This window comes from Mycolicibacterium sp. SMGY-1XX, assembly GCF_059132455.1.
Genome location: NZ_CP101139.1, coordinates 6651734 through 6676722 on the forward strand (window position 1 = coordinate 6651734; position 24989 = coordinate 6676722).

25 protein-coding genes are annotated in these 24989 nt (G+C 67.8%); 13 read left to right on the forward strand and 12 right to left on the reverse strand.

The genetic code is table 11. The annotated features are described in order from the left end of the window. Positions 1-2: 2 nt before the first annotated feature. Positions 3-1214: a cytochrome P450 gene (locus tag NL241_RS31760; protein WP_494396060.1), complete on the reverse strand. Its 1212-nt coding sequence runs from the start codon at positions 1212-1214 to the stop codon at positions 3-5. Beyond that, positions 1211-1915: an NIPSNAP family protein gene (locus NL241_RS31765; RefSeq protein ID WP_494396061.1), complete on the reverse strand. Its 705-nt coding sequence runs from the start codon at positions 1913-1915 to the stop codon at positions 1211-1213. The genes NL241_RS31760 and NL241_RS31765 overlap by 4 nt, the downstream gene beginning before the upstream one ends. Before the next feature lie 72 nt (positions 1916-1987). On the opposite strand from NL241_RS31765, the gene NL241_RS31770 reads away from it, so the two are divergent. Continuing rightward, entirely contained in the window at positions 1988-2803 is an 816-nt protein-coding gene (locus tag NL241_RS31770; protein ID WP_494396062.1) for an SMP-30/gluconolactonase/LRE family protein, read from the forward strand. Positions 2804-2820: 17 nt separating this feature from the next. Continuing rightward, on the forward strand, positions 2821-3636 hold the full coding sequence (locus NL241_RS31775) for a thioesterase family protein (RefSeq protein ID WP_494396063.1): 816 nt from the start codon (positions 2821-2823) through the stop codon (positions 3634-3636). Here NL241_RS31775 and NL241_RS31780 read toward each other — a convergent pair whose 3' ends face one another. Further along, positions 3637-4893, reverse strand: a complete 1257-nt coding sequence (locus NL241_RS31780) for a cytochrome P450 (protein ID WP_494396064.1) — start codon at positions 4891-4893, stop codon at positions 3637-3639. Positions 4894-4935: 42 nt separating this feature from the next. Then, positions 4936-6093, reverse strand: coding sequence for a CaiB/BaiF CoA transferase family protein (locus tag NL241_RS31785; protein ID WP_494396065.1), 1158 nt, complete (start codon positions 6091-6093; stop codon positions 4936-4938). Positions 6094-6158: 65 nt separating this feature from the next. Here NL241_RS31785 and NL241_RS31790 point away from each other — a divergent pair, with 65 nt between their 5' ends. Next, positions 6159-6704: a TetR/AcrR family transcriptional regulator gene (locus NL241_RS31790; protein WP_487690443.1), complete on the forward strand. Its 546-nt coding sequence runs from the start codon at positions 6159-6161 to the stop codon at positions 6702-6704. Positions 6705-6707: 3 nt separating this feature from the next. Here the strand turns inward: NL241_RS31790 and NL241_RS31795 are convergent, their stop codons facing one another. After that, complete coding sequence (locus NL241_RS31795) at positions 6708-9014, reverse strand: MMPL family transporter (RefSeq protein ID WP_494396066.1); 2307 nt, start codon at positions 9012-9014, stop codon at positions 6708-6710. Between the two features lie 101 nt (positions 9015-9115). Here NL241_RS31795 and NL241_RS31800 point away from each other — a divergent pair, with 101 nt between their 5' ends. Next, positions 9116-9724, forward strand: coding sequence for a TetR/AcrR family transcriptional regulator (locus tag NL241_RS31800; protein WP_487690437.1), 609 nt, complete (start codon positions 9116-9118; stop codon positions 9722-9724). On the opposite strand, the gene NL241_RS31805 is transcribed toward NL241_RS31800, so the two are convergent. Next, entirely contained in the window at positions 9725-10945 is a 1221-nt protein-coding gene (locus NL241_RS31805) for a CynX/NimT family MFS transporter (RefSeq protein ID WP_487690624.1), read from the reverse strand. Between the two features lie 65 nt (positions 10946-11010). Here NL241_RS31805 and NL241_RS31810 point away from each other — a divergent pair, with 65 nt between their 5' ends. Then, positions 11011-11679 carry a FadR/GntR family transcriptional regulator gene (locus NL241_RS31810; RefSeq protein WP_494396067.1) on the forward strand — a complete coding sequence of 223 codons (669 nt, stop codon included), beginning with the start codon at positions 11011-11013 and terminating at the stop codon, positions 11677-11679. On the opposite strand, the gene NL241_RS31815 is transcribed toward NL241_RS31810, so the two are convergent. Then, positions 11652-12791, reverse strand: coding sequence for an acyl-CoA dehydrogenase family protein (locus NL241_RS31815; protein ID WP_494396068.1), 1140 nt, complete (start codon positions 12789-12791; stop codon positions 11652-11654). The genes NL241_RS31810 and NL241_RS31815 overlap by 28 nt on opposite strands. 48 nt (positions 12792-12839) lie before the next feature. Here NL241_RS31815 and NL241_RS31820 point away from each other — a divergent pair, with 48 nt between their 5' ends. Both NL241_RS31820 and NL241_RS31825 read left to right on the forward strand, forming a co-directional pair. Beyond that, complete coding sequence (locus tag NL241_RS31820) at positions 12840-13943, forward strand: phosphotransferase family protein (RefSeq protein WP_494396069.1); 1104 nt, start codon at positions 12840-12842, stop codon at positions 13941-13943. A gap of 55 nt (positions 13944-13998) precedes the next feature. Next, the gene (locus NL241_RS31825) at positions 13999-14445 is read left to right on the forward strand and encodes a hypothetical protein (protein ID WP_487690425.1); all 447 of its coding nucleotides are present in this window, start codon (positions 13999-14001) and stop codon (positions 14443-14445) included. A gap of 1 nt (position 14446) precedes the next feature. On the opposite strand, the gene NL241_RS31830 is transcribed toward NL241_RS31825, so the two are convergent. The 3 genes from NL241_RS31830 to NL241_RS31840 are packed head-to-tail and all read right to left on the reverse strand — an operon-like array spanning position 14447 to position 17039. Beyond that, positions 14447-15337: a phytanoyl-CoA dioxygenase family protein gene (locus NL241_RS31830; protein WP_487690422.1), complete on the reverse strand. Its 891-nt coding sequence runs from the start codon at positions 15335-15337 to the stop codon at positions 14447-14449. 57 nt (positions 15338-15394) lie between these two features. Continuing rightward, positions 15395-16576 (reverse strand): cytochrome P450, encoded by a 1182-nt coding sequence (locus tag NL241_RS31835; protein WP_494396070.1) that lies wholly within the window; start codon positions 16574-16576, stop codon positions 15395-15397. Positions 16577-16634: 58 nt separating this feature from the next. After that, entirely contained in the window at positions 16635-17039 is a 405-nt protein-coding gene (locus tag NL241_RS31840) for a nuclear transport factor 2 family protein (protein ID WP_487690417.1), read from the reverse strand. A gap of 73 nt (positions 17040-17112) precedes the next feature. Here NL241_RS31840 and NL241_RS31845 point away from each other — a divergent pair, with 73 nt between their 5' ends. The 6 genes from NL241_RS31845 to NL241_RS31870 all read left to right on the forward strand — a co-directional run bounded on the left by NL241_RS31845 (position 17113) and on the right by NL241_RS31870 (position 22697). Continuing rightward, the gene (locus NL241_RS31845; RefSeq protein WP_487690414.1) at positions 17113-17610 is read left to right on the forward strand and encodes a nuclear transport factor 2 family protein; all 498 of its coding nucleotides are present in this window, start codon (positions 17113-17115) and stop codon (positions 17608-17610) included. Next, the gene (locus NL241_RS31850; protein WP_487690412.1) at positions 17607-18323 is read left to right on the forward strand and encodes an HAD-IB family hydrolase; all 717 of its coding nucleotides are present in this window, start codon (positions 17607-17609) and stop codon (positions 18321-18323) included. The genes NL241_RS31845 and NL241_RS31850 overlap by 4 nt, the downstream gene beginning before the upstream one ends. A 20-nt stretch (positions 18324-18343) precedes the next feature. After that, positions 18344-18820, forward strand: coding sequence for an Rv1352/Rv1906c domain-containing protein (locus NL241_RS31855; protein WP_487690409.1), 477 nt, complete (start codon positions 18344-18346; stop codon positions 18818-18820). Beyond that, positions 18820-20055 (forward strand): lipase LipE, encoded by a 1236-nt coding sequence (gene lipE / locus NL241_RS31860; RefSeq protein ID WP_494396071.1) that lies wholly within the window; start codon positions 18820-18822, stop codon positions 20053-20055. Before NL241_RS31855 ends, lipE begins: the two co-directional genes overlap by 1 nt. 301 nt (positions 20056-20356) lie before the next feature. Continuing rightward, positions 20357-21550 carry an acyl-CoA dehydrogenase family protein gene (locus tag NL241_RS31865; RefSeq protein WP_494396072.1) on the forward strand — a complete coding sequence of 398 codons (1194 nt, stop codon included), beginning with the start codon at positions 20357-20359 and terminating at the stop codon, positions 21548-21550. After that, complete coding sequence (locus tag NL241_RS31870; RefSeq protein WP_487690400.1) at positions 21543-22697, forward strand: acyl-CoA dehydrogenase family protein; 1155 nt, start codon at positions 21543-21545, stop codon at positions 22695-22697. Before NL241_RS31865 ends, NL241_RS31870 begins: the two co-directional genes overlap by 8 nt. On the opposite strand, the gene NL241_RS31875 is transcribed toward NL241_RS31870, so the two are convergent. Further along, positions 22694-23803 carry an FAD-dependent oxidoreductase gene (locus NL241_RS31875; RefSeq protein ID WP_487690397.1) on the reverse strand — a complete coding sequence of 370 codons (1110 nt, stop codon included), beginning with the start codon at positions 23801-23803 and terminating at the stop codon, positions 22694-22696. The two genes, NL241_RS31870 and NL241_RS31875, sit on opposite strands and share 4 nt — an antisense overlap. After that, a complete protein-coding gene (locus NL241_RS31880; protein WP_494396073.1) occupies positions 23800-24693 on the reverse strand; it encodes a DUF1295 domain-containing protein in 894 nt (297 codons plus the stop codon). The genes NL241_RS31875 and NL241_RS31880 overlap by 4 nt, the downstream gene beginning before the upstream one ends. Positions 24694-24989: the final 296 nt, after the last annotated feature.

Sequence of the window (24989 nt, forward strand, 5' to 3'; positions counted from 1 at the left end):
GCTCACACCTGCACCGGGATGCTGTTCCAGCCCCACTGGAAGCTCGACGGCGGGCGTACCGCTGCCGCGGCATCGATGTGATACTCGGGTACACGTTTGAGCCACTCCTGCACCATGATCGTGATCTCCAGGCGGGCCAGGTGTACACCCAGACAGAAGTGCTGACCGCGGCCGAACGCCAGCAGCCGTCGGATCGGGCGGTTCCAGACGAACGCGTCGGGGTCGTGGTACTCCCGCTCGTCGCGGTTCGCCGATGCGAGCAGGGTGATGACACGCTGGCCGGGCTGCAGCGTGGTGCCGTGCAGGACGAACGGCTTGCGTACCGTGCGGGCGAACCACTGCGCCGGCGCGCAGTAGCGGATCATCTCTTCCCGTGCGATCACCGCGTTGGCCTCGGGATCGGCGCTCACCTCCGCGAGCTGTCCCGGATGGCGCAGCAGTTCCCACAGCCCGTGCGCGACGATCTTCGGCACGGTCTCGGTACCGCCGATGAACACCCCCAGCATCTGGGTGGCCGCCTCCGCGTCGGTGAAGGCGGAGCCATCCGGCAGCCGGAAGTTCACCAGCGCCTCGGCGATCGGTGTCTGCGCGGCGCCGGCCCGCTGCCGTTCCACGATGGGTGTCAGGTAGCTCAGGTACCCCGGCCGGGCGTTGGCCACATTCACGCCGCTACCGGGCTGCGCGAGACTGCCGGCGTTGACGGTGGCGAGCACGTCGGAGGCCAGTTGGGTTGGCAGACCCAGTAGTTCGCAGACCACCGCCGACGCGACGATACCGCCGTAGTCCTGGGTCAGGTCGAAGCCACCGCGAGGAAGTAGCTCGTCGAGTCGTTCGTTGGCCAGGGTCCGGATCCGGTCGGCCAGCTTCGACACCGACCTGGGGCGGAACTGCGCGGACGTGCAGCGCCGGACATCCTCGTACAGCGGCGAGTCGAAATTGGCGTGGAACGGCATGGGGTGCAGCGGTGGATCGGCGACCGCGCCATGATTGTGCTCGGCCAGAACCGTTGCGGCGGGCAGGGTTCCCTCTGATGCCACGAAGGTGCCGTCGTGAATTTCGAGCACCCGCCAGATGTCGTCGAAACGCGACACGGCGTAGGTGTCCCACTTCTCGACGTAGTACAGCGGGTGGTCGTCACGCAGCACCCGGTAGTACGGCAGCGGATCCGCCATCACGGCCGGATCGAACGGGTCGTACGAGAGGTCCGTCTTCATCGCAGTGGCGAGGGGGGTAGGGCTTGCAATATCGAGTCCTCCCAACCGTCGCGCAACGCCGGCGCGACGCTCATCCAGGTGACGATCTCGGCCGGCGGGTTGTCCTTCCAGGACGGGTAGTGGTTCTCGAAGCAGTCCCAGCCGCCGTCGAGGGCCCAGTAGTGGATCACCTCGTTGTAGCGGAAGGTAGTGATGAACGAACCCAGCCAACGCTTACCGGTGCGCTCCGACCACGGCACGTACAACCGTTCCAACTCCCGGATGTAGTCATCCTGGCGGCCCGGTTTGGTCTGCATGATCTCCTGTATCACCAGGCCCGCCCCGAAACCGTTGTCCTGCAGCTCGGCCAAGGTCTTGTTGCTGCGGCCCGCATACATGATCCGGCCCTCACCGGAGGCGCCGTTCCGGGTCAGGAAGGCAGCCCACTCGCCGGCGGGCCCGCTGTGGGTTCCGCCCGGTGCTTGCGCGCGCCCGATCCGGGCGTAGTCGGCGAACGCGTCGAGTTCCCAGATGACGGTGGCCTGCGGCCAGTGCCCGTTGTAGGGCGTCGTCTCCCAGATCGCGAACAGCCGGGCCCCCAGATCGCTCATCATCGGGTGGTAGACGGTGTTGAACGTGTCGGTGAACCGCTGACTGCCGATCGCACCCAGTGCGACGGTCTCGTGCAGGTACAGCAGCGTGTGGCCGTGATACTTCTTCATGCGGTGCGCTTCGTGGTTGACACTGACACCTTGCGAGCGTGACACTTGAGACGTGTTTTGTAAAGGCATGGTGTGAAACCGGTCCCGCTGGCCAACGGCTTCTGTTTCGGTGAGGGTCCTCGCTGGTTCGAGGGCATGCTGTGGTTCTCCGACATGCTCGGCGAGGCGGTGCACACGGTCACCTTGGACGGCTCCATGACGACGCTGCCGCTGCCCGGACATGCCCCGTCGGGCTTGGGTTTCCGCCCCGACGGAACCCTGCTGATCAACTCCACCCGGCTCCGCCAGGTATTGCACTACGACGGCGAGAACGTCGGCGCCTGTGCCGATCTGAGCGATCTGGTTCCCGCTGATCTCGGCGACATGGTGGTCGACGACACCGGTCGCGCCTACATCGGCTCCCAGGCCCGCAGCGGCGGTGTCATCGTGCGCCTCGATCCCGATGACACCGCCACCGTCGTCGCCGAAGATCTCGACTTCCCCAACGGCATGGTGATCACCCCGGACCGGCGGCTCATCGTGGCCGAGTCGACAGCGCGCCGGCTGACCTCGTTCCCCATCGACGACGCCGGCGGTCTCGGTGAACGCTCACTGTTCGCGGATGCGCTCGCCGGACCACCGGATGGGATCACCCTCGACGACGAGGGCGGGGTTTGGACGTCGATGACCCTGGCCTGCCGGTTCGACCGGATCATGGCCGGCGGCAGCGTCACCGACCGGATCGACCTCGGCGACCGGACCGCAATCGCCTGCACGCTCGGTGGCCCCGAACGCCGGGTGCTGTTCCTGCTGTCGAGCACCGACGCCTACCCGCAACGACTGGTCGGCACCAAGCTCTCCCGGCTGGACACCGTGACGGTCGCGGTGCCCGGTGCGGGCCTACCGTGACCCGAGAAAGGTGACGAATGTCGGACGCCTACTACGAACTGATCGATGAAAACGATTCGCGGGGAGAGAAATTCACCGCCAGCGATCTGGTCCGGAGCACCTGGACGGCGGCGATTCAGCACGCGGCTCCGGTGTCGGCGCTGTTGGTCCGCGCACTGGAACGGTGTGCGCACCGCGACGATACCCGGTTGAGCCGCGTGAGCATCGACCTGCTGGGCGGGGTGCCCGCCGACGGCGACCTTTGGGTACGCGGCCAGGTCGAGCGGCCCGGCAGGCAGATCGAACTGGTGAGCGCCGAGATGCTGGGCCCCGGTCGCGACGGCCGGCCACGCCCCGTCGCGCGCGCCAGCGGATGGCGACTGCAACAACTCGACACCGCTGAGCTGTTGCATGCTCCGGAGCCACCTCTACGGCCGGTATCCGAGGCGGTCAGCCGCGACATGAAGAAGGACTGGGATCGCAACTACGTGCACAGCCTGGACTGGCGATGGCTCACCACGCCGCTGGCGCCGGGACCTGGCGAGTCCTGGATCCGGCCCGAAGTGGATCTGGTTCTGGGCGAGACGATGACACCGCTGCAGCGGCTGTTCGCGGTGGCCGACGATGCCAACGGGATCGGCTCCACACTCGACATCCGGAAGTGGACGTTTCTCAACACCGACCTGGTGGTGCACGTGCACCGGATCCCCACCGGCGAGTGGACCGGCATCCGCGCCCAGACCAGCTACGGGCCGGACGGTATCGGGACAACCGTCGGCACACTGTTCGACGAGGCCGGGCCGGTCGGCGCGATCCAGCAGTCGGTGCTGGTGCGTCCGCGGCCCGCCGGCTGATCAGCCGACGTACGCCGGCACGCGTTTGATGCCGTGCACAAAGCTGCTGTGTAGGTGGTCGGGCTCACCGAACTCGATTCGATCGATCCGGGTCAGCAACTCGCGGAACAGGTTCCGCAGCTCGGACCGGGCCAGCTGGACACCCAGGCAGAAGTGCGGGCCGCCACCGCCGAAGCCCAGGTGCGGGTTGGGTGAGCGGGACAGATCAAAACGGTCCGGGTCGGTGAACACGGCTTCATCACGATTGGCCGAGCAGTAGAACAAGCCCACCTTGTCCCCCGCGCTGATCTGCGTTCCCGCGATCTCGACATCGGTGGTGGCGAACCGGGCGAACTGCAGCACGGGCGTGGACCACCGGACGAACTCCTCGACCGCCGTGCCGATCCGGCCGTCGAAATCCGCCATCAGCCAATCGCGTTGAGCGGGATTGTCCGTCAACGCCATCATGGCGTGCGTGGTGGCCTGTTTGGTGGTGTCGTTACCCGCCGATGACAACAGGATCAAAAAGGCCCCGATCTCGTCGTCGGTCAACCGGTGCCCGTCCACCTCGGCGTTGACGATGCTGGTCATCAGGTCATCGCCCGGGTGCTGACGGCGGAATTTCGCCAGTTCCACCCCGGTGCTGACCAACAGCATCATCTCGTTGATGGTGGCGGTGGCCCGCTCCTCCAGGGTGGAGTACTCGTCATCGCTCATGCTGAAGAGCTTTTCGGCGGCCTGGGCCACCGCGGGTCGGTCCGCCGGCGGTACACCGAGCATCTCCATGATGGTCAGCATGGGCAGCCGCGCGGAACATGCGGCCACGAAGTCGATGTCGCCCGCGCCTATCAGGTCGTCGACGATCAGTGCCGCGTTCTGCTGGATCTGCTGTTCGATCGTGCGGACGTTGCGCGGGGTGAAGGCCGAACTGATCAGCCGCCGGTACACGGTGTGCTGCGGCGGATCCATCGCCAGGAAGAACGTCGCGATCTTCTGCACCTCGGCCGGCATCGGGTCGAGCGCCACCCCGCGACTGGAGGTGAACAGCTCGGGATGCTGGCTGACGAAGGCGACATCAGCGCGCCGGGTCAGTGCCCAGAAGCCGTCCTCCTGCAGATCGAACAGCGACGACATGGGTCGCTGCCAGGACAATCCGTCGGCGGCGCGCAACTGCGCGAAGACCAGGTCGCGTTCGGCGAAGGGCCGGCTCCAGAATGCATGGGAGGTGATGTCCAACGAACTGTATTCGCGTGTGTGCGTTGAGCTTGCGACGGCCACGGGCGCTCCTTCCACAATCGCATCAGCGTGACATTGTTGATGCTATTTGTAAAGCTCGGCCAGGATCTCCGCGGTGTGTTCACCGAGCGCAGGCGCCGGCCCGCGCGGTGCCCAGGGTGTGGCGGAGAAGTCCACCGGCGAAGCCACCATGGGGACGGTTCCGTCGGGAACGGGGACGTCGACGATGCCGCCTGCGGCGTGGAACTGTTCGTCACCGAGGACGTCCTCCAGTGTGTTGATCGGAGACCAGAACAGGTCGGGCTCGGATGCGAAGATGTCAGCCCATTCAGCCAATGTCCTGGTGGCGAAAACAGCGTCCAGTTCGGCGATCAACGTTTCAGCATTCCTGGCGCGCTCCCGCGGACGGGTGTAACGCGGATCGTCGAGCCAGTCGGTCCGGCCCACAGCCCGGCACAGCGGCGGCCAGTGCCGTTCACCCTCCAGTCCCACGAGCCAGAACGGCTTGCCGTCCCCGGCCCGGTAGTTGTTCATACACGGATTGCCCATCGACTCCCGGCGCCCGATGGCGATGGGATGCCCGGTGGCCAGGAAGGTGTTGAGGTCGAAGCTCACGGTGTAGACACCCTGCCGGTACAGCGACGTCGCCACCAGTTGGCCTGCGCCGGTGCGGCCACGGGCCACGAGCGCCGCGCAGATGCCGGCGGCCAGTGTCATACCGGCGGCGTGGTCACCCATTCCGCCGCGCTGAAACGGCGGGGTCTCCCCGGGGCTCGTCAGCAGATGCGCCAACCCGGCGCGCGCCCAGAACGCCGCCACGTCGTACGCCGCACGGTCGGCGTCGGGTCCACCGACCCCGTAGCCGGTGATCAGCCCGTACACCAACCGGGGGTGGCGCAGCGCCAGCGTATCGAAGTCGAACCCGAGCCGCCGCAGCGCAGCGGGGCGCACGTTCGTGAGGAAAACGTCTGCGCGGGAGATCAATTCGTCGGCCACCGCCCGGCCGTCATCCGTCGACAGATCGAGGACGACACTGCGCTTGGACCGGTTGTCCATGTCGAACGGCGGATTGACCTCAGGGTCCAGCCCCAGCATCCGCCCGAACCGCCGCGCGGGATCGCCGGCCGGCGGCTCGATCTTGATCACGTCGGCGCCCCAGTCGGCCAGCAGACCCCCCGCCGCGGGTGCAGCGACCCACACTCCCAACTCGACAACCCGGATGCCCGCCAATGGTCCCGTCACGGCTTGCCAGTTTACAAACCCGCTGGGCTTTGTAATTCTGAACGGACGAGCCGAAAGGGGCCTGTGTGAATCGACCACCGCCCGGCTCGCTCGCGTCGCTGGACAACGAGTCCTCGTCGCGACAGCGGATCCTGCGCGCCACCGCAGAGGTGTTGGCCCGCAGTGGCCAGTCCAAGCTCAGCCTGTCCGATGTGGCGGCACAAGCAGGCGTCTCGCGGCCGACGCTGTATCGCTGGTTCGCCTCCAAAGGCGAATTGCTCGACGCTTTCGGCGCCTTCGAACGGGACATGTTCGACGACGGGGTCAACCGGGCCACCGCGGGGCTGCGCGGCAATGACCGGCTCGATGCCGCGTTGCGGTTCATCGTCGAGTACCAGCAGTCCTATTCGGGGGTCCGGGTGGTGGACATCGAACCCGAGGTCGCCATCGCCCAGTTGGCCCGGGTGATCCCGCAGATGCGCGCGCGGTTACAGCGGTTGATCCCCGGCACCGGTGGCGCCATCAAAGCCGCCACCGCCATCCGCGTCGCCGTGGCGCACTACATCGTGCGCAGCGACGACAGCGAACAGTTCCTGGCTCAGCTCCGGCACGCGGTGGGCCTCAAACTGTAGCCACTACACCGTGACTCGATCATTCTCCAGTGCCCGGTTGAGCTTCTCGCCTTCGATGTCGAGGTCCGGCAGTCGGCGCTCCAGGCGCTCGGGCAGCCACCAGGCCCGGTCACCCAGCAGCGACATCACCGCGGGCACCATCGTCATCCGCACCACGAAAGCGTCGATGAAAACGCCGAAGGCCAAGGCGAATCCGATCTGTTTGATCATCGGGTCGGCATTGAACACGAAGCCGACGAACACGGCCATCATGATCACGGCGGCAGCGGTCACCACCCGGGCGGCCTGGGTGAAGCCCTGTGTCACTGCCGCATCACCGCGGTGGCCGTGCACGTGCGCCTCTTTCATCGACGACACCAGGAACACCTCGTAGTCCATGGCGAGGCCGTAGAGCACCCCGGTGACGATGATCGGCAGCAGGCTCAGAATGGGCCCGGTGGCACTGAGGCCGAACAACTGCTGCAGCCAACCCCATTGGAACAGTGCGGTGGTGGCACCGAAGGTGGCCAGGATGCTGAGCAGGAATCCGGCAGTGGCTTTCACCGGTACGGCGATGGAGCGGAACACCACCATCAGCACCAGCAGCGAAAGACCGACCACCACACCGATGTACAGCGGGATCGCACTGGCGATGCGGTCGGAGATGTCGATGCCCATGGCGGTGATCCCCGTGACGCCGAGGTCGACGTTGTGCACATCGGCGAGCGGGCCAGTGTGGTCGCGGATACCGCGCACCAGGTCGGCGGTGGACTCATCGGTGGGTCCCGCGGTGGGGACCACCGAGAAGATCGCCTTGTCCGAATTGTCCGACACCATCTGCATGTTCACCGCCTGCACACCGTCGAGGCGGCGCAGATCGGTGTAGACGTCGGCGATCTGGGCCTCGGTCAGGGTGTCCGCGTCACGGGGTTCGGCGACCACCACCAGCGGGCCGTTGAACCCGTCGCCGTAATGGTCGGCCACCATGTCATAGCCGGCCCGCTGCGGGGTGCCCTCGTTGTAGGAGGAGCCGGCGGGCAGGCCCAGGTGCATACCGAGGGCAGGCACTGCGAGCATGCCGGTGAGCAGCACCCCGGCGATGGCCACCGGAACGCGGTGCCGCAGCACCGCACCCACCCAGGCGGCGGCGAAGCGGGGAGTGCCGGCGCCGTCGGACACCTGGGTACGGGCCTTGTCCGAGCAGATGCGTTCACCCACCAGGCCCAGGAGTGCGGGCAGGATGGTCAGGGCGGCCAGCACGGCCACGATCACGGTCGCGGCGGCGGCCAGCGCCATGGTGGTCAACAACGGGATGCCCGCCACCGACAACGCGACGAGGGCGATCACCACCGTCGTGCCTGCGAAAACCACTGCGCTGCCGGAGGTTCCGACGGCACGGGCGGCGGCGTCGGCGGCGGTCAGGCCCTGGTCGAGGATCAGCCGCCGCTGCCGGTTGACGATGAACATGGCGTAGTCGATACCCACCGCCAGGCCCAGCATCAGCGCCAGCACCGCGGTGATCGACTGCATGGTGAACAGATGGGAGAACAGGAACGTGCCACCCACCCCGACGGCGACCGAGGTCAGCGCCGTCGCCAGGGGCAGGCCGGCTGCCACCAGTGAGCCCAGGGTGATCACCAGGACCAGCGCAGCCACCATGACCCCGATGACCTCGCCGACGCCGACGATCTCGGGCAGTTGGGCCATCGACGCCGACGGCAGCACCTGCAGATCGGTGTTGGCCACGGCAGACTCGGCCGCCGAGACGGTGTGCTCCACCGCGCCGGTGGGCAGGTCGCTGGTCTGCTTGTCGAACTGGAATTGGAACAGCGCGGTCTGGCCGTCCGCGGAGACGACGACACCGGGCACCTGCTGTCCGTTGACGGTCAACGGGATGGGTGCGTCGGCCGGCGGCGGCAGCTGATGCTGGATCCGCGCGATCGCCGCCCCCGCGGTCAGGGTGGGGCTCGACGCGCCCTTGGCGAGTTCGGCCTGCGCGAGGGCGCGGGGATCGATGACGTGCTCGGCGTGCGACACCGCGTCGACGGCGGCTGTCAGCGCGGCCAGGTTGGCCCCCTGGTCGACCCGCTGCCCGTCGGGCGCGGCGAAGGCGATCATGCCCTGGCCGCCGGCCATCTCGGGCATCTCGGCGCCCAGCTGATCGATGACCTCCTGGGCGGGCGTGCCGCTGATCCGCATCTCGTTGGAGATCTTGGGCGGGTTCACCACCAGCAGGCCTGCGACGACGGCGATCAGCGCCAGCCAGGCGGCGAGCACCGCCCAGGGGCGGCCGAACGCGAAGCGTCCCAGACGATGGAGAAAGGTCGACATGTAAATGAGAGTAGGCTCCCAAAATGGGAGCGAGCTATCAATTGTCGCCAACACCACCACCGGCCTGACAGGATGATCTGGACCACTACTCGGAGGTTCCCGTGACCGAGATTTCGGCGGACGCCGACGCCGCCACCGCACCGGCCAAGCGCCGCCGCGCCGACGCATTCGCCAACGTCAACCGAATCGTTGCCGCCGCCCGCGAGGTGTTCTCCATCCACGGCGACTCGGCCACGCTCACCGACGTCGCAGCTGCGGCCGGCGTCGGCAATGCCACTTTGTACCGACACTTCGCCAACCGCCAGGCCCTGGCGGCGGCGGTGTACGAGGACATCTTCGTCACCGAGGTCGAACCGGTGATCACCCAGCTCGTCGAGAGTGAGGCGCCGCGTGAATCCTTCCTCGACGTCATCGAGCGCCTCACCGAGGTGATGTGCCAGCAGCGCCCATTGCTGTCCTCACTGGATCATCTGGCCGAACTCACCGTCGCCCTGTTCAACCGCAACTCCGAGCTCGTCGCGGCCATCGTGGCGACCGGTCAGGCCAAGGGTGAGCTGCGCCTGGATCTGACCGCGGATGACGTGGCCACCTTCGTGGCCATGGTCACCACCGCTTCAGTGGCCCTGGATCAGCCACCGGAGTTACGCCGGCGCTACCTGAGCCTGATGCTCGACGCGTTGAACCCGGTCGGCGCTCAGCCACTTCCCTAGCTAGACGTACCGGTTGCGGCCGGCCACCGCGCCGGTGGCCATCTGCACGGCATACACCGCGAGGAACAGGATCCACGGCACCGTCCAGCCACCTGTGACGTCGTGCAGCACTCCGAACAGAAGCGGTCCCACGCCGGCTATCAGATACCCGATCCCCTGCGCCATCCCGGACAGTTGCGCGGTCTCGTCCGCGGTCCGGGCCCGGAGTGCGATCACCGCGAGCGCCAGCGCGAACACACTCTGGCCGATGCCGATCAGCACACTCCACAGCACCGGTTGGGCCGCCGGCGCCAGCATCACCCCGAGGATGCCCACCACCCCGACCAGTCCGAGGCCGACGATCCATCCGCTCTGGCTCCCGCGGCGGGCGGCCATGGGCGCCACCACCAAGGCGATCGGCACGCCGATCAGCGCGGTCAGGCCCACCAGGATCCCGGCCTGCAGCTTCGGCACCCCGTTGTCGATGAAAACCTCTGGCAGCCAGCCCATCACGATGTAGGCCATGAAGGCCTGGCACCCGAAGAACACGGTGACGATCCAGGCCAGCCGATTACGCAGCAGCGAGCGTCGCGGCTCGGAGTGCTCGGCCCGTCGCGTCCAGGCGGCACCGTGGCGCCGGGACACCGGCACCCACACCGCCAGCGCGATCAAGGCCAGCGCACCCCAGACGGCGAGCGCCGGGCGCCAGCCGCCCAGCGGTTCCTCCAGCCCCGGCGTGAGCGCGGACCCCAACGCTCCCCCTGCCTGCAGCGCGGCCGTGTAGATGCCGGTCATCACGCCGATCCGGGCCGGGAACGAGCCTTTGATCACCACCGGGATCAGCACGTTCACCAAGGCGATTCCCGCGCACGCCACCAGGCTGGCGCCCAGGACCACGGTGGCCCCGCCCACCGCGCGGATCACCAGGCCCGCAGCGATGATCATCAGCGACAACGACACCGTGCGCCCCAGCCCGATTCGAGCGGACAACCGCGGTGCGGCCAGTCCGGCGGCGGCAAAACACAGCGCGGGCAAGGTGGTGAGGACACCGGCCCAGGTGGCCGAGACGCCGAACTCGGCGCGCATCTCGCCCAGCAGCGGCGCCACACTCGTCACCGCCGGACGCAGGTTCAGCGCCGTGAGGATCACCGCCACGGCCAGCAGCGCCCCTCCGGCAACCGCCGTGACAGCGGTCGTCCGCAACTCCGCTGCGGACCCGTACTGACGATCCGATTGTTTCATCCATGTTTCGGCCCTCACGGCTGCTATGGTCGCATACATCCCATGATTGGATGAAAGGACGTCCTGTGCCGTTGACCACTACCCGTCGAGCCGGCCTGGTCGAGCAGGTCATCGAGCAGTTGCGAAGTTCGGTCAACAGCGGCGAATGGCCGGTGGGTGAGCGCATCCCCAACGAAGCCGTGCTCGTCGAGCACCTGGGCGTAGGCCGCAACACCGTTCGCGAGGCCGTCCGCGCCCTGGCTCACGCCGGCATCCTGGAAGTCCGCCAGGGCGACGGCACCTACGTGCGTGCCACCAGTGAGGTGTCCGGGGCACTACGACGACTGTGCGGCAGTGAGCTGCGGGAGATCCTGCAGGTGCGCCGCGCACTCGAGGTCGAAGGCGCCAGGTTGGCAGCGCTCAACCACACCCCCGACGAACTCGCCGAACTGCGCCGACTGCTCGCCACGAGTCATCAGTGCCTCAGGACCGGACCCGACGAGTTCGCCCGTGCCGACGCCGATTTCCACCTCGCGGTGGTGCAGTACTCGCACAACACGATCCTGATCGAGCTGTATCGCGGGCTGCGCGAGACCATCGCCGCCAGCGTCGCAGCTACCACGTCGACCTTCGCCGAAGCTCTGGCGGACGAACACAGCGCGGTCGTCGAGCACATCGCTGCCCGCGACGAACAGCGCGCGGCCCAGTCCGCCGGCCGGCTCTTCGATCATCTCCTGGCGGGCGTGGCCCGGTAAACCGGCCGGCCCAAGCCCAATTCGTGCTGGGCGATCATGTTGCGGAACACCTCCAGGGTGCCGCCATAGATCCCGGTCGGTCCGGCCAACCGGAAGACATACTCCGCGGCACTGTCCGAGAGCGCCGAAGCACTGCCGAGGATGTCCATCAGATCCGGTGCGACATCCCGCATGGTCTGGGCGATGGCCACCCGGCCGTACACACCGGAGGTACTCAACGCGGCCTCCTGCCGCGCCACGCACCGCCCCAACCGGAGAGCGACGTCGTCGGTGGGCGTGCCCACCGACGCGGACACCGCGTCGAGCGCCTCGGCGGTCAGCAGGGCATGTTCGGTCATCACCGCGAGCTTCTGCAGGCCTGCCGAATCCGGCTCTCTGACACCATGTTCGGCAGCCAGCGCGGCTCGCATCACCGTCCACCCGCCGTTGACGTCGCCGATGCGGTATCGGTCGGCCACCCGGACGTCGCTGTAGTAGACGATGTTGGTCCGGTCACCGTCGACGGTACGGACGGGTTGGATCTCGATCCCGGGGCTGGTCAGCGGTACCAGGAACAGGGTGAGATTGTGATGCCTCGGCCCGTCCGGGTCGGTGTTGGTCAACAGGAACACATACCGGCTGTTGTGCGCATTGGAGGTGAACATCTTGGACCCGTTGACAATCCAGCCCTGACCGTCCCGGACGGCCCTGGTCTTGCACGTGGCCACATCCGAACCGCCGTCGGGCTCGGTGTAGCCCAGGCACAGCAGGATCTCACCCGAGAGCACCCCGGGCAGCACCTCGTCGCGCAGCTCTCCGGAGGCGAACTGCGCAACGAACTTGGCCACCAGAGCCGTTGTCCCCCAATGGAACCACGGAGTGTGCGCCCGCCCGATCTCCAGCTCCCAGATTCGGCGGCGCACCGCGGAGAAACCGCCATCGGCTTCGTCGGCCCAGTCCGCCGCCAGATATCCGGACGCGCCCAGCGCACGGTGCACCCCCTCGTCGAAGTTCTCACCGGTCCGGCGGTCTCGCTCGATCACCTCGCCGGTGACGTGCTCGGCGAGGAATGTCCGCAGGCCGTCCCGGAACGCCCGGTCCTCGTCGCTGAGCTGCACGTGGGAGAAGTCCATGAGCATTCCCGCCTATCGGCATTACATATTCTGCTATCACTGTAAACCATGACGTATCGTGGGGATTCGGTCGGCCTCGCTCTTCACCTGGGCCGCGGGATACAGCGCGTCCTCACCCAACCGTTGATCGGGTGGGCCCGGCCGCTGCCCCGGCGGCCCGCCCAGCTCGACGCGCCGGCACTGTCCCGGCTGCTCGGGCGACGCGTAGCCTCGGCATCCCCACTCGGCGGTGACGACGGAACCTCCTCGCGTGTCCGGCTGGCCCTCACCGGCGACGACGTGCCCGCCACCGTCTTCGTGAAGATGCCCGCCCGCACCGCAGGCACCCGGTTCATCGGCGAGCTGGGCCGCCTCGGACACACCGAAGTCCGCTTCTACCAACAGATCTCACAACAGATCGACGGGGTGCCGCAGTGTCATGCCGCGGCGTTCGATCCACTCACCGGTGGTTTTGTCCTGGTGCTCGAGGACCTGGCGGCCGGCCCCTGCGACTTCCCCGACACGCTTCACCCGCTGGGCGCCGACCGCGCCGGCCTGGTGATCGAACTGCTCGCCCGGCTGCACGGCCGGTACTGGGAACGGCCACTCGCGTGGACCTATACCGCCTCCGAGGACCCCACCTCGCAGCTCACCGGCTCGCTGCTGAACACGTCGGCGCGCCGGCTGACCCGCCGCACCACCATCCCGATCGAGGATGGCCGGTTCATCATCGACAACTACCGCGCGGTCGCCCGGCTGATCGACCGGCCGCCGCACACCGTCATGCACGGGGACGCCCACCCGGGCAATGTGTACTTCCGCGGCGGGGGCGCGGGGCTGCTGGACTGGCAGGCAGTGCGCCGCGGCCACCCCGGCCGCGAACTCGCCTACACCCTGGTCACCGGCATGACCCCCGACGAACGCCGGACCCACCAACGGGATCTGCTGGACCGCTACCGCGGCGCGCTCGCGGCCGCCGGCGGCCCGGCGCTCGACCCCGACGAGCTGTGGCTGCGCTACCGCCAGGGCGCGCTGTATGCGTATGTGGCCGCCCTGGCCACGGCCGGGATGGGCGGGATGCAGAACGAGGACATCGCCCTCGAGGGTCTGGCCCGCAGCGTCGCGGCCCTCGGCGACCTGGACACCGTCGCGGCACTGCGGCGGGGACTCTAGAGTTACATCTTCGATTTGTTGTGTAATCCAGCGCCGGTCGTCTTAGATTGAGGCCATGAGGATTCTGGTGGCTGTCGTCGCGATCGCCGCGTCGATTCTGGGGCTGGCGCCCACCGCGCATGCGGCCAAGATGTACTACGGCGCCTACAACGTCGCCATCGACGGCCGCTACGACTTCCACACCTGGATCTTCTCGATCAGCGGCTGCAACGAATCGGTGCCCGACTGCGTCAGCGTCATCACACTGCCGCAGCCCATCGCCAAGGCCTATGAGGCGTATGTCAACGCCTACTACGCCGACGGCAAGTACACGATGACGATCGACGACCCGTTCGGCCTGCGCTGCGGCAATGTCTACTACGGCCCCACCATCCCGACCCGCGACGTCTACACCTGGGACGCCAACACCCTCACCGGAGCCATGGTCTCGTCGTTCGCCACCGGCTGCGACGGCGCCCCGGGCGGCAGCTACACATATCCGATTCGCCTGACCAGGATGTGAATCATCCGCTCTTGGCGGCGATGAGCCTGTCGATGGCAGCACGGGCCGCCGGGGTGATCTCGTCGATGTCGGCACCGGGACGGGCGCTGTAGCCGTCACCACGGACGGCCACGATCGGATCCTCCACATCCCGGTAGTAGCCCATGGCGTACGCACCCTGCTGGTAGCCGATCAGCCTCAGCATGTCGTCATCGAGACCCGCGGCCACGTCCGGCGGGCAGGCCAGATACTGGTTCTCCTCTTGCCGCACCCACCCGACCGCGTAATTGATGTTGACGGCCTTACGGATCCGGCTCGACCGGTTCGCCCCGCCGCTGTGCCAGATCTTGCCCGAGTACAGAAGCACCGAACCGCGTTCCATCTCCGCTTGCAGACAGTCGGCGTCGCTGAACTGCGCGTCGGGCCCGGCCGTATGGCTGCCGGGTACCACGCGGGTGGCTCCCATCTCAGCGGTGTAGTCCGACAACGCCCACAAGGTGTTGCACTGTACGTGATAGTCCAGCGGGAAAGGGAAGTAATCCCAGGCGTTTTCGTCCTGATGCAGACCCTGCGCCGACTCGCCGGGGTAGATGGAGATCACCTGGGTCAGCATCAACTGGTAGGCACTGGCATGCCCGAGGAAATCACCGACCGCACCCAGGATGGTGGGGTGGCGGATCAGCCGGTGTGACAACGGTGAGCGGGCCACCAGGGCACCGGTGCGACGGGTCTTCTTGCCCAGGTGGTCTTCGGCACCGACCGGACTGTCGTTGATGTACGGGTCCAGTTCGGCCTCCAGCTCGTCCATGAACGCGGAGGAGACGAGGTTGTCGATGATGACGTAGTTGTCGCGCCGCAGGGCTGCGATCACCTCGTCGAGGGGCGCGGTGGCGGGCAGGTGGTGCAGGGTCACCCGAACCAGTCTGGCGCGGGCCGTGTTTCACGTTCCGCCGACGGCGTAAACGACGCGTTACGGCAGCACGATCCGCAGCTCCTCCCAGCCGCGCACCGTCGAGGTGGGCGCCAGCCGCGCCGTGTCGTGATCGATGTCCCACTCCGGAAACCGGTTGAGCAGTTCGTCGAGCGCGACCCGGCCCTCCAGGCGCGCCAGGTTCGCCCCGAGGCAGTAGTGCGTGCCCTTGCCGAACGTGAGGTGGCTGTTGCTGCGGTGGATGTCGAAGGTATCGGGGTCGATGAACCGGCGGGGGTCACGGTTGGCGGCGCCGAAGAGCAGCAGCATGGCGCTGCCCGCCGGCACGGTGGTGCCGTACGCCTCGAAATCGCTTGCCATCCAACGCGCTACGTGCGGGCCCGTGGGTTCGAACCGCAACGTCTCGTCGATCACCTGGTTCAACAGCGAGCGGTCCTGGGCGACCTCGCGGCGTTGCCCGGGATGGTCGGCGAGCACCTTGGCCAACCACCCGATCAATCTGCCGGTGGTTTCGTTGCCCGCACCCGCGACCACCTGGGTGTAGTGCAGGACCTCGGTGCGGGTGAGCTTGCGGACCGTGCCCGTCTCGTCCTCGAACTCGACGGTGAGCAACGCGGTCATCAGGTCATCGCCGGGGTTGTTCACCCGCCAGTCCACGTAGTCGGCGTACATCCGCCCGTCGGCGATCCGGTCTGCGTTGGCGACCTTCATCGGGGCGCCCGGCCTGGTTCGCAGATTCGCGTCGTTGGCGTCGCGGAAGCCGGTCTGCTCGGATTCCGGGATGCCCAGCAGCATCCCGATCACCCGCATCGGCATCATGGCGGCCAACTCGGCCACGATGTCGAATCCGCCTGATCCGACAAGAGGATCCAGGCATCGCACACAGTACTGCCGGATCTGATCCTCGATGGCGGCCATGCGCCGAGGGGTGAACACCCGTGACATCAGCCCACGCAGCATGGTGTGCTGCGGCGGGTCCTGGAACATCATCACCCCGGGCGGCATGTCGAAATCCGACTGCACCAGTTCCAGGATGTCGCTTCGGCTGTTGGAGAACGTCTCCCAGTCGCTCAGTGCGTGAGCGACGTCGGCGTGCCGCGACAGCGCCCAGAAGTCGTAGCGCTCGTTGTGATAGAGCGGCGCTTCTTCGCGCAGCCGCGCGTACACCGGATACGGATCGGCCACGATGTCCTGGTCGTACGGGTCGTAGTAGACGCCCATCGCGTCATGCTATGCAGCTGCTCAGCATGGGGTCAAGGTGCGCCCTCGTCGACCCGGCTCACACCGGCCACGAGCGTTGGGCCGACGCGGGCGCACCGACGTCCCGGGGATCCACCTCCACCGCATAGGACGTGATGGCGGCGATCCGGTTCCCGTCGAATTCGAAGATGTGGCAATCAGATACAGCGGTCACCCCGCCGGGGCTCTGATAGCGGGTCATCGAATCGATCACCACCGCATCCGGGCTGGTGACCACCACGCGTCGATCCGTCACCTCGGTGGTGTCCTCGAGACTGCCCGCGGTCTCACGACAGGTGCGCCGCAGGGCGTCGGCACCTTCGAGCACCATGTAGCCGGGCACCGTCCAGCGCACATCGGCGGCCAGGTGGGGGAAGACGTCGTCGAATCGGTGCTCACAGAAGGCGAGGCAGATCTGCTCCCGGTCCACCGGTTCGTCCGCCACTGCTCGACCGTACCGCCTCCAGGACGTCGCCGAAGGTAGTCTGGCCACCTCGTCACCCGCCGGAGGTTCAGCTATGGATGCCGCGACCGCTGTGCTCGAACTCGACTCGATCAAGCAGCTCAAAGCCCGTTACTGCCGTCATCTCGACGCCAAGGACTGGCAGTCCTGGCGCACCGTGTTCGCCGATGACTTCATCAGTGACACCGCGGCCGCCGGTGGCGCGGTGATCATGGGCGCCGACGAATTCGTCGCGTTCACCAGAAAGAACATCGGCCGGCGCTCCCAACCGACCGTGCATCAGGTGCACGCCCCGGAGATCGAGCTGACGTCCGATACCACCGCACGCGGTGTCTGGGCCCTCCACGATGTGGTGCGCCTGGCCCCCGGGGTCAATCTCAATGGATACGGCCACTATCACGAGACGTACGAGAAGCTCGACGGCCAGTGGCGGATCACGAGTTCCACCCTCACCCGGCTGCGTGAGGACATCTTCAATCCGTTCTTCTCGATACGTATCTCCGACGGTATGAGGCGTACGGGGGCGCGGTTGGCTCGCCGGCTGACCACATGACCCCCCCGGCCGGAGCCGACGCGGTCGCCGCAAGTCCTGCGGGAGCGCACATCGGCGCCTTCTTCGACGTGGACGGCACCCTGGTCGACGGTTTCACCGCGGTACCGCACGCAGGTCACCGAATCCGACGGCGCCAGGCCAGGATCGGCGAGGTTCTCGGAGTCATCGAAGCCGCGACGCGCTACCGGCTCGGCCGGATGGAGTTCGAACGCCTCGTGGTGCGCGCTGCTGGTTATCTGCGGGGCGAATCGCTGGCCGATCTCGACGTCCTGGGTTCCGATCTGTTCAACCGCCGCATCGAAGCGCGGATGTTCCCGCGGATGCGCGAAATCGTCGCGGCCCACCAGAGCCGGGGACACACCGTCACCATCCTCACCTCGGCCCTGAACATCCACATCGACGAAGTGGCCCGCTCGCTGGGCATCACCAACGTGGTGTGTAACCACTTCGCCGTCGATGACCACGGCCGGCTCACCGGCGACATCCGTAAGCCGATCATCTGGGGCACCCGCAAGGCCGAGGCGCTCGCGCGGTTCAGCGAACAGCACCAGCTGGACCTGGCCGCGAGCTACTTCTACTCCGACGGCGAGGAGGATCTCCCGTCGATGCGATTGGTGGGGAACCCCCGCCCGGTGAATCCGCGCCGGACCCTCGCCGCGGCCGCCGCCGAAGCCGGGTGGCCGGTGCTGCGCGTGACCCGGGCTCTCAGTTAGCTCGTCTATTCTTGTCTGCTGTGTGGACGAAGAGATCAGCAGCATGGGTATCGGCGCTGGCCCTTGCGGGCCTGTGCGTCGCGGGCGGAACAGCCCACGCAGAACCCGAGCCCGCACCGCCCCCGGCGCCCAAGACCTCCATCGACACCAGCGGCACCTACGCGGTGGGCACCGACATCGCGCCGGGCACCTACCAGTCCCCCGGGCCGGTCGAGGGTGATGCCTGCTACTGGAAGCGGGTGGGCGGCGACCAGATCCTCGACAACGCCATGAGCAAGAAGGCCCAGGCCGTCCAGATCGAAGCCACCGACACCGCGTTCACCACCAGCGGCTGCCAGCCGTGGCAGAAGACCGACTGTGCGCCCGGCTGCCTGCCGGTACCCGCGTCCCCGCTGGACGTGTTGGGCCAGCTCGGCCGCGTCCTCACCGGCCCCAAGACGCCACCGGCTCCGTCGGCCCCGGCTCCCGCAGAAGCGCCGTCCACCCCGACGCCGTAATGACCGCGGACGGGCGGATCGCCGTCCCGAAGGACCTCGACTCCGTCACCGCTGTCGGTGACGAGGACCGCACCGGCATCGACCCGGCTGCGCTCGAGCGCATCTGGCAGGCGGCGCGGCACTGGTACGCCGCCGGAATGCAACCGGCGATCCAGGTCTGTCTGCGCCACCGCGGCCGGGTGGTGCTCAACCGGGCGATCGGACACGCCTGGGGTAACGGCCCCACGGACCCGCCGGATGCCAGGCAGATCCCCGTCACCACCGATACGCCGTTCTGCGTGTACTCCGCGGCCAAGGCCATCACCACCACCGTGGTGCACATGCTCGTCGAGCGCGGCGAGTTCTCCCTCGACGACCGGGTCTGCGACTACCTGCCCACCTACACCAGCCACGGCAAGGACCGCACCACCATCCGTCACGTCATGACACACAGCGCCGGCGTGCCCTTCGCCACCGGTCCGCGTGTCGATCTGAAGCGGATGAACGACAGCGAGTACGCCCGCGAGATGCTCTCCCAACTCAAGCCCGTGTACCGACCCGGCTTGGTGCACATCTACCACGGGCTGACGTGGGGACCGTTGATGCGCGAGATCGTCTCGGCGGCCACCGGCCGTGACATCCGCGAGATCCTGGCGACCGAGATTCTGGACCCCCTCGGCTTCCGGTGGACCAATTACGGTGTGGCACATGACGATGTGCCACTGGTCGCACCGAGTCACGTCACCGGTAAGCCGCTGCCCGCACCGATCGCCAAGGCGTTCAAGATCGCCGTCGGCGGCACCCCACAACGCATCATCCCCTTCTCCAACACCCCGGCCTTCCTCACCAGCGTCATCCCGTCATCGAGCACGGTGTCGACAGCGTTCGAGCTGTCCCGATTCGCCGAGATCCTGGTGCGCGGCGGCGAACTCGACGGTGTGCGGGTGCTGCGACCCGAGACGCTGCGCGCCGCGACGACGGAAGCCCGCAGGCTGCGCCCGGATCTCGCCATGGGCCTGATGCCGCTGCGCTGGGGTACCGGATACATGTTGGGCTCCAAGCGGTTCGGCCCGTTCGGCCGCGACGCAGCCCAGGCGTTCGGCCACACCGGACTCACCGAGATCGCGATCTGGGCCGACCCCGAGCGTGAGCTCGCGGCCGGCGTGGTCAGCAGTGGCAAGCCCGGCCGCCATCCCGAGTCCGGCCGTTACACCGCGCTGTTGGACAGCATCGCGGCGGCCATCCCGCGCGTCTGACCCCGCCCCGTCCCCTCTCGCGCTCGACCGCCACCTCTCTCTGCTGCCACATATATGTGCCCAGCCACGGCCACACGGCGTGTCGCGCGGTAAACCGCATATATGTCGCCGAGGGTCGGCGCTCGACCGCCACATATATGTGCCCAGCGACGGCCACACGGCGTGTCGCGCGGCAACCCACATATATGTCGCCGGGTGTGGGGCGCGAGTCGCCGGGTGTGGGGCGCGAGTTGCCGGGGCAAGCCGCTCGAACGGTCACCCCGCCCGGAGTTGACAGAAGTCAATTTTCTACAGTGGCGTGATGAGCACCACATCTGACGAGGTTCGTGTCGCCGAACTCGCTCGAGCCGTAGTGCAGGAGCACGATCCGAAATCGGTCCCCGTCCGCGAGTACCTCGGCGCCTGCTACGACGCCGGGCTGTCCTGGGTGCACTTCCCCGAGGGCATGGGCGGCCTCGGGGTCTCCCGCGGCTTACAGGCCGTCGCGGACCGGATCCTGCAGGGCGCAGGCGGGCCGGTTCCGTTGGGGCTCAACCCCATGGGCTACGGCATGGCCGCGCCCACTGTGCGTGAGCACGCGCAGACCGACGAGGTGAAGCAACGCCTGCTCCGTCCGCTGGCCACCACCGAGGACATCTGGTGCCAGCTGTTCTCCGAACCCGGGGCCGGTTCAGATCTGGCCGGGCTGGCCACCTCAGCGGTCCGCGATGGTGACGACTGGGTGATCAACGGCCAGAAGGTCTGGACCAGCCTGGCGCACCGGGCGCGGTGGGGCCTGCTGCTGGCACGCACCGATCCCGACCTGCCCAAGCACAAGGGACTGACCTACTTCGTCATCGACATGCACTCTCCTGGCGTGGAGACCCGGCCACTGCGGCAGATGACCGGCCAGGCCGAGTTCAACGAGGTGTACTTCACCGACGCCCGGATTCCGGACACCATGCGCCTCGGCGCAGTGAACGACGGCTGGCGGGTGGCGATGACCACCCTGATGAACGAGCGCAGCGCCCTCGGCGGCAGCGGATCTCGCCGCGGAGCGGGCACCATCGCCGACGCCACCGCGCTGTGGGCGTCCCGCCCCGAACAGCAGACACCGGTGCTACGTGACCGCCTCACCCAACTGTGGCTGCGCGCCGAGGCCCAACGCCTGACCTCGGAACGGTCCCGCGCCGCGGCGACGGTCGGCGGACCGGGCCCCGAAGGATCGATCGGGAAACTGGTGGGCGCCGAGCTCAATCAGCACATCTACGAATGGTGCATGGATTTCCTTGGCGCAGAGGCAATCCTGTACCACACGTACGACCTGCTGGATGAGGACGACAACGCGGATTGGCGGGGACCGGTACAGCAGCGGTTCCTGCGCAGCCGCGCCAACACCATCGAGGGTGGCACCTCGGACGTCATGCGCAACATCCTCGGCGAGCGCGTACTGGGGCTGCCCGGCGACCTCCGCGCCGACGCCGGGATGCCCTGGAAGGAGATTCCCCGTGGCTAGTGAGTTCGTGTTCACCGACGAGCAGGAGCAGCTGCGCCGCGCGGTGCGCAAATTCTGCGCCGACAACTTCGACGAGCAGTCGGTGCGCCGTCTGATGGAGACCCACCCGCCGTTCGACGCCAAGGCCTGGCAACGGCTGGGATCGGAGCTCGGTGTGCTGGGCCTGGCGGTTCCGGAGGACGACGGCGGCGCGGGCGGCACCCTGGTGGATCAGGCCGTGGCCGTCGAGGAGCTCGGCGCAGCCCTGGCCTGCGGGCCGGTGTTCGGCACGGTGTTCCTCGCCATCCCCGCGCTTGTCGCGGCGCCGGCCTCCCCCACTCGTGACGAGCTGCTGGCCGAGCTGGTCGAGGGACGGCGCACCGCGGCAGTCGTGGTGCCCGACCATGCCGGCATGTTCCACCCGGAGTCGGTGTCCATCACCGCGACCGCGGCAGGCGACGGGTTCACCCTGACCGGGTCCGCAACCCAGGTGGTCGACGCCGGCGCAGCCGATGTCCTGCTGGTGGCGGCCGACGGCCCCGACGGCGTGGCGTTGTACGCCGTCGACGGCTCTGCCACGGAGCGCACCGACCTGGCCACCCTGGACCTGACCCGGCCGCAGGCGTCAGTGCAATTGACCGGTGCGCCGGCGAAACTCGTTGCCGGTGCCGGTGAAGCCGACCGGGTCATCAGCCATGCGCTGCACGTCGGCGCCACGCTGCTCGCGGTCGAACAGGTGGGTATCGCCGCACACCTGCTCGACCTCGCCGTCGACTACGCCAAGGCGCGGCTGCAGTTCGGTCGGCCCATCGGCTCGTTCCAGGCCGTCAAACACCGACTGGCGGACATGCTGGTGGACGCCGAGCATGCCCGCTCGACCGCCTACCACGCAGCCTGGGCGTTGACCGACGGCTCCGATGATCCGGCGCTGGCGGCGAGCATCGCGCAGTCCACCTGCTCTGCCGCGGCGGCCCGCATCGCCGCCGACACCATTCAGGTGCTGGGCGGGATCGGCTTCACCTGGGAACACCAGACCCATCTGTACTTCAAACGCGCCAGCACCGATGCGGCCCTGCTGGGTTCGGCTGAGCAGCACCGGGATCGGGTGGCCGCGATGGTGCTCGACACGGCGTCGGCAGACCGGGCGCCGCGGGTGGCAGCGGGCTAGCGCCGGATCCCGCGGTAGATTCCACGCCGGACGATCCACGGTTGCAGTACCCGATCGATGGACCACGCCGGAAAACGGAACGCGTGACCGGACGGAGCGAACACCTCCAGCCCGTCCGGTTGCACGCCGAGCACCGAACCCCACCGCCGCTTCGGCGGCGTGTAGGTGCGCAGCGGTGCACCGTCGAGTGACGCTGTGACGTTGTGCGCCAACAGTTTGTCGGCGCGGTTGCGTGCTGAGCTGCGCAGCGGATCGGTGGCCGCCACATCACCGACGGCGAACACGTCCGGATGGCCCGGCACCGACAGATCGGGTAGGACCCGGACGAAGCCGTGTTCGTCGAGCATCGTCGACGGTAGCCAGCCCGTGTTCGGCTGCACCTTCCCGACGGCCCACAGCACCGCATCGGCAGTGGCGGGCGGCTGGCCGGTGGTCCACTGCACGGGCCGGTCGGTGATCCTGTCGAACCCGAACCCGTGCGGGATCTCGGCCCGGTGTCCCGGATGCAGCACGACCCCGCGGTCGACCAGACGCCGCCGCACCGTCGTCCAGGTCTTGAGGTGGTGCGCCGGCAGCGCGCGCTCACCCGGGTAGTACAGGTGGACGGACTTGCCCGGCCATCTGCCGGCCAGATTGGCGGCGCTGCTGACCGCTGCCGCGCCGCCCCCGACGACGATCACCGACGTCGCGGCCGACAACTGGGCATGTGCCGCATGCAGATCGGCGGCGATGTCCGCACCGGACTGCACTGTGGGTCGTCGCCAGAAGCCGTTGGTGACACCCGTGGCGATGACGAGCACGTCGTAGTCGAGTCTGACGGTGGTGGCGTCGGCGACCGTCACCGTGACCGTGCGCGCGTCCGGGTCGGCGCCGGTGAGAGTGCCCTGCACGGTACGTACGTCATCCAGGCCGCGGAAACGTTCGAAGGCGATCCAGTAGTCGCGGGCCCACTCGTCGGGCCGCGCCAGACGCACACCCAGCTCTTGACCGCTGAGCAGCCCCGGCTTCACCGACACACCCACGACGTCGGCGGTGCGGGCCAACCGGATCGCCGTCAGGACACCGGAATCGCCGAGACCGGCGACCACCACGCGTGGACGGGTCACACCCGCGCCTTCTTCGGCGGGCGCGGCACGAACCGCGGCACCCGGGTGATCACGTCGCCGTAGTGCGGCCGGCGTTCGAGACTGCGAGCCTCCATCATCGGGATGCTCGCCCCCAGGAACATGGCGAGCATCGAGGCTGCCCCGAGCACCAGCCACCACCAGTCACCCGGAGCCGCGGCGATGCCGAAGAGCGCCAGCGCGAGCCAGAACAGGAACTCGCCGAAGTAGTTCGGATGCCGCGACCAGCTCCACAGGCCGCGATCCATCACCTCACCCGGCGCACGGTGGCGGACAAAACGATGCATCTGCACGTCTGCGACGAGTTCCAGCAGCACCGCGGCCAGGCCCAGCGTGAATGCGGCCACGGTGAGCCACCCGATCCCGTCGCTCGGCCGCGTCACCGCGATGTACACGGGGAGCATCGCCAGAAACACCTGGAGAGTGGGGATCAGGTGGATCGCGACCAGATCGGCGACGAACTCCAGCCGGCCCGCCCGCTCCCGGAACATGGGGTAACGCCAGTCCTCGTGGTGCAGCCCGGGGAACGCGTACACCCAGTTGGCCGTCAAGCGAATGGCCCACGCCACCACCACGATGGCGACAAGCCAGCAGCGGGGATCATCGAACCCGGCCTCACCACGGAGCCACCAGTAGAACAGCAGCAAAGGTGGGACAACGCTCCAGAACGCGTCATAGAAGCTCGAGTTGCCAAAAGCGCGGGAGAACGCAAACACCACCAGTGTCGCGAGGACATCGGCGATCAACGCATCCAGCCACAGCCGCCCGGTGTCCGGACCCCACACCAGCCAGCAGACCGCCAGGACAACGGCGACGGAATAGGCGAGCACCACCCACGCCAGCGACGCCGACTTGCTCCGTGGTCTAGTCAAAGATGGCCACCGTTCCTCCGCCGCTTTGCATCGCTCCGCACTCACGCCGGCCCGCTCGGCCGACGCTCGATGCGAGCCGACGAAACGGCCGCCACGGCAGGACGATCCCGAGTGATTCTGTTGTGGCGCAACCGGGAAACGCGCAACCAGCGTGCGTCTCACGGGAGCGCCCCACCGGCACCGTCATGAGGGCGACGACCGCAGAACTGTAACACGTTCCAGTAACGGTGGGGCCCGGTTCGCCGACGTACCCGCTATGCTGTCGGCAAACAGTTGCGGATGCTTGTCCCGTTGGC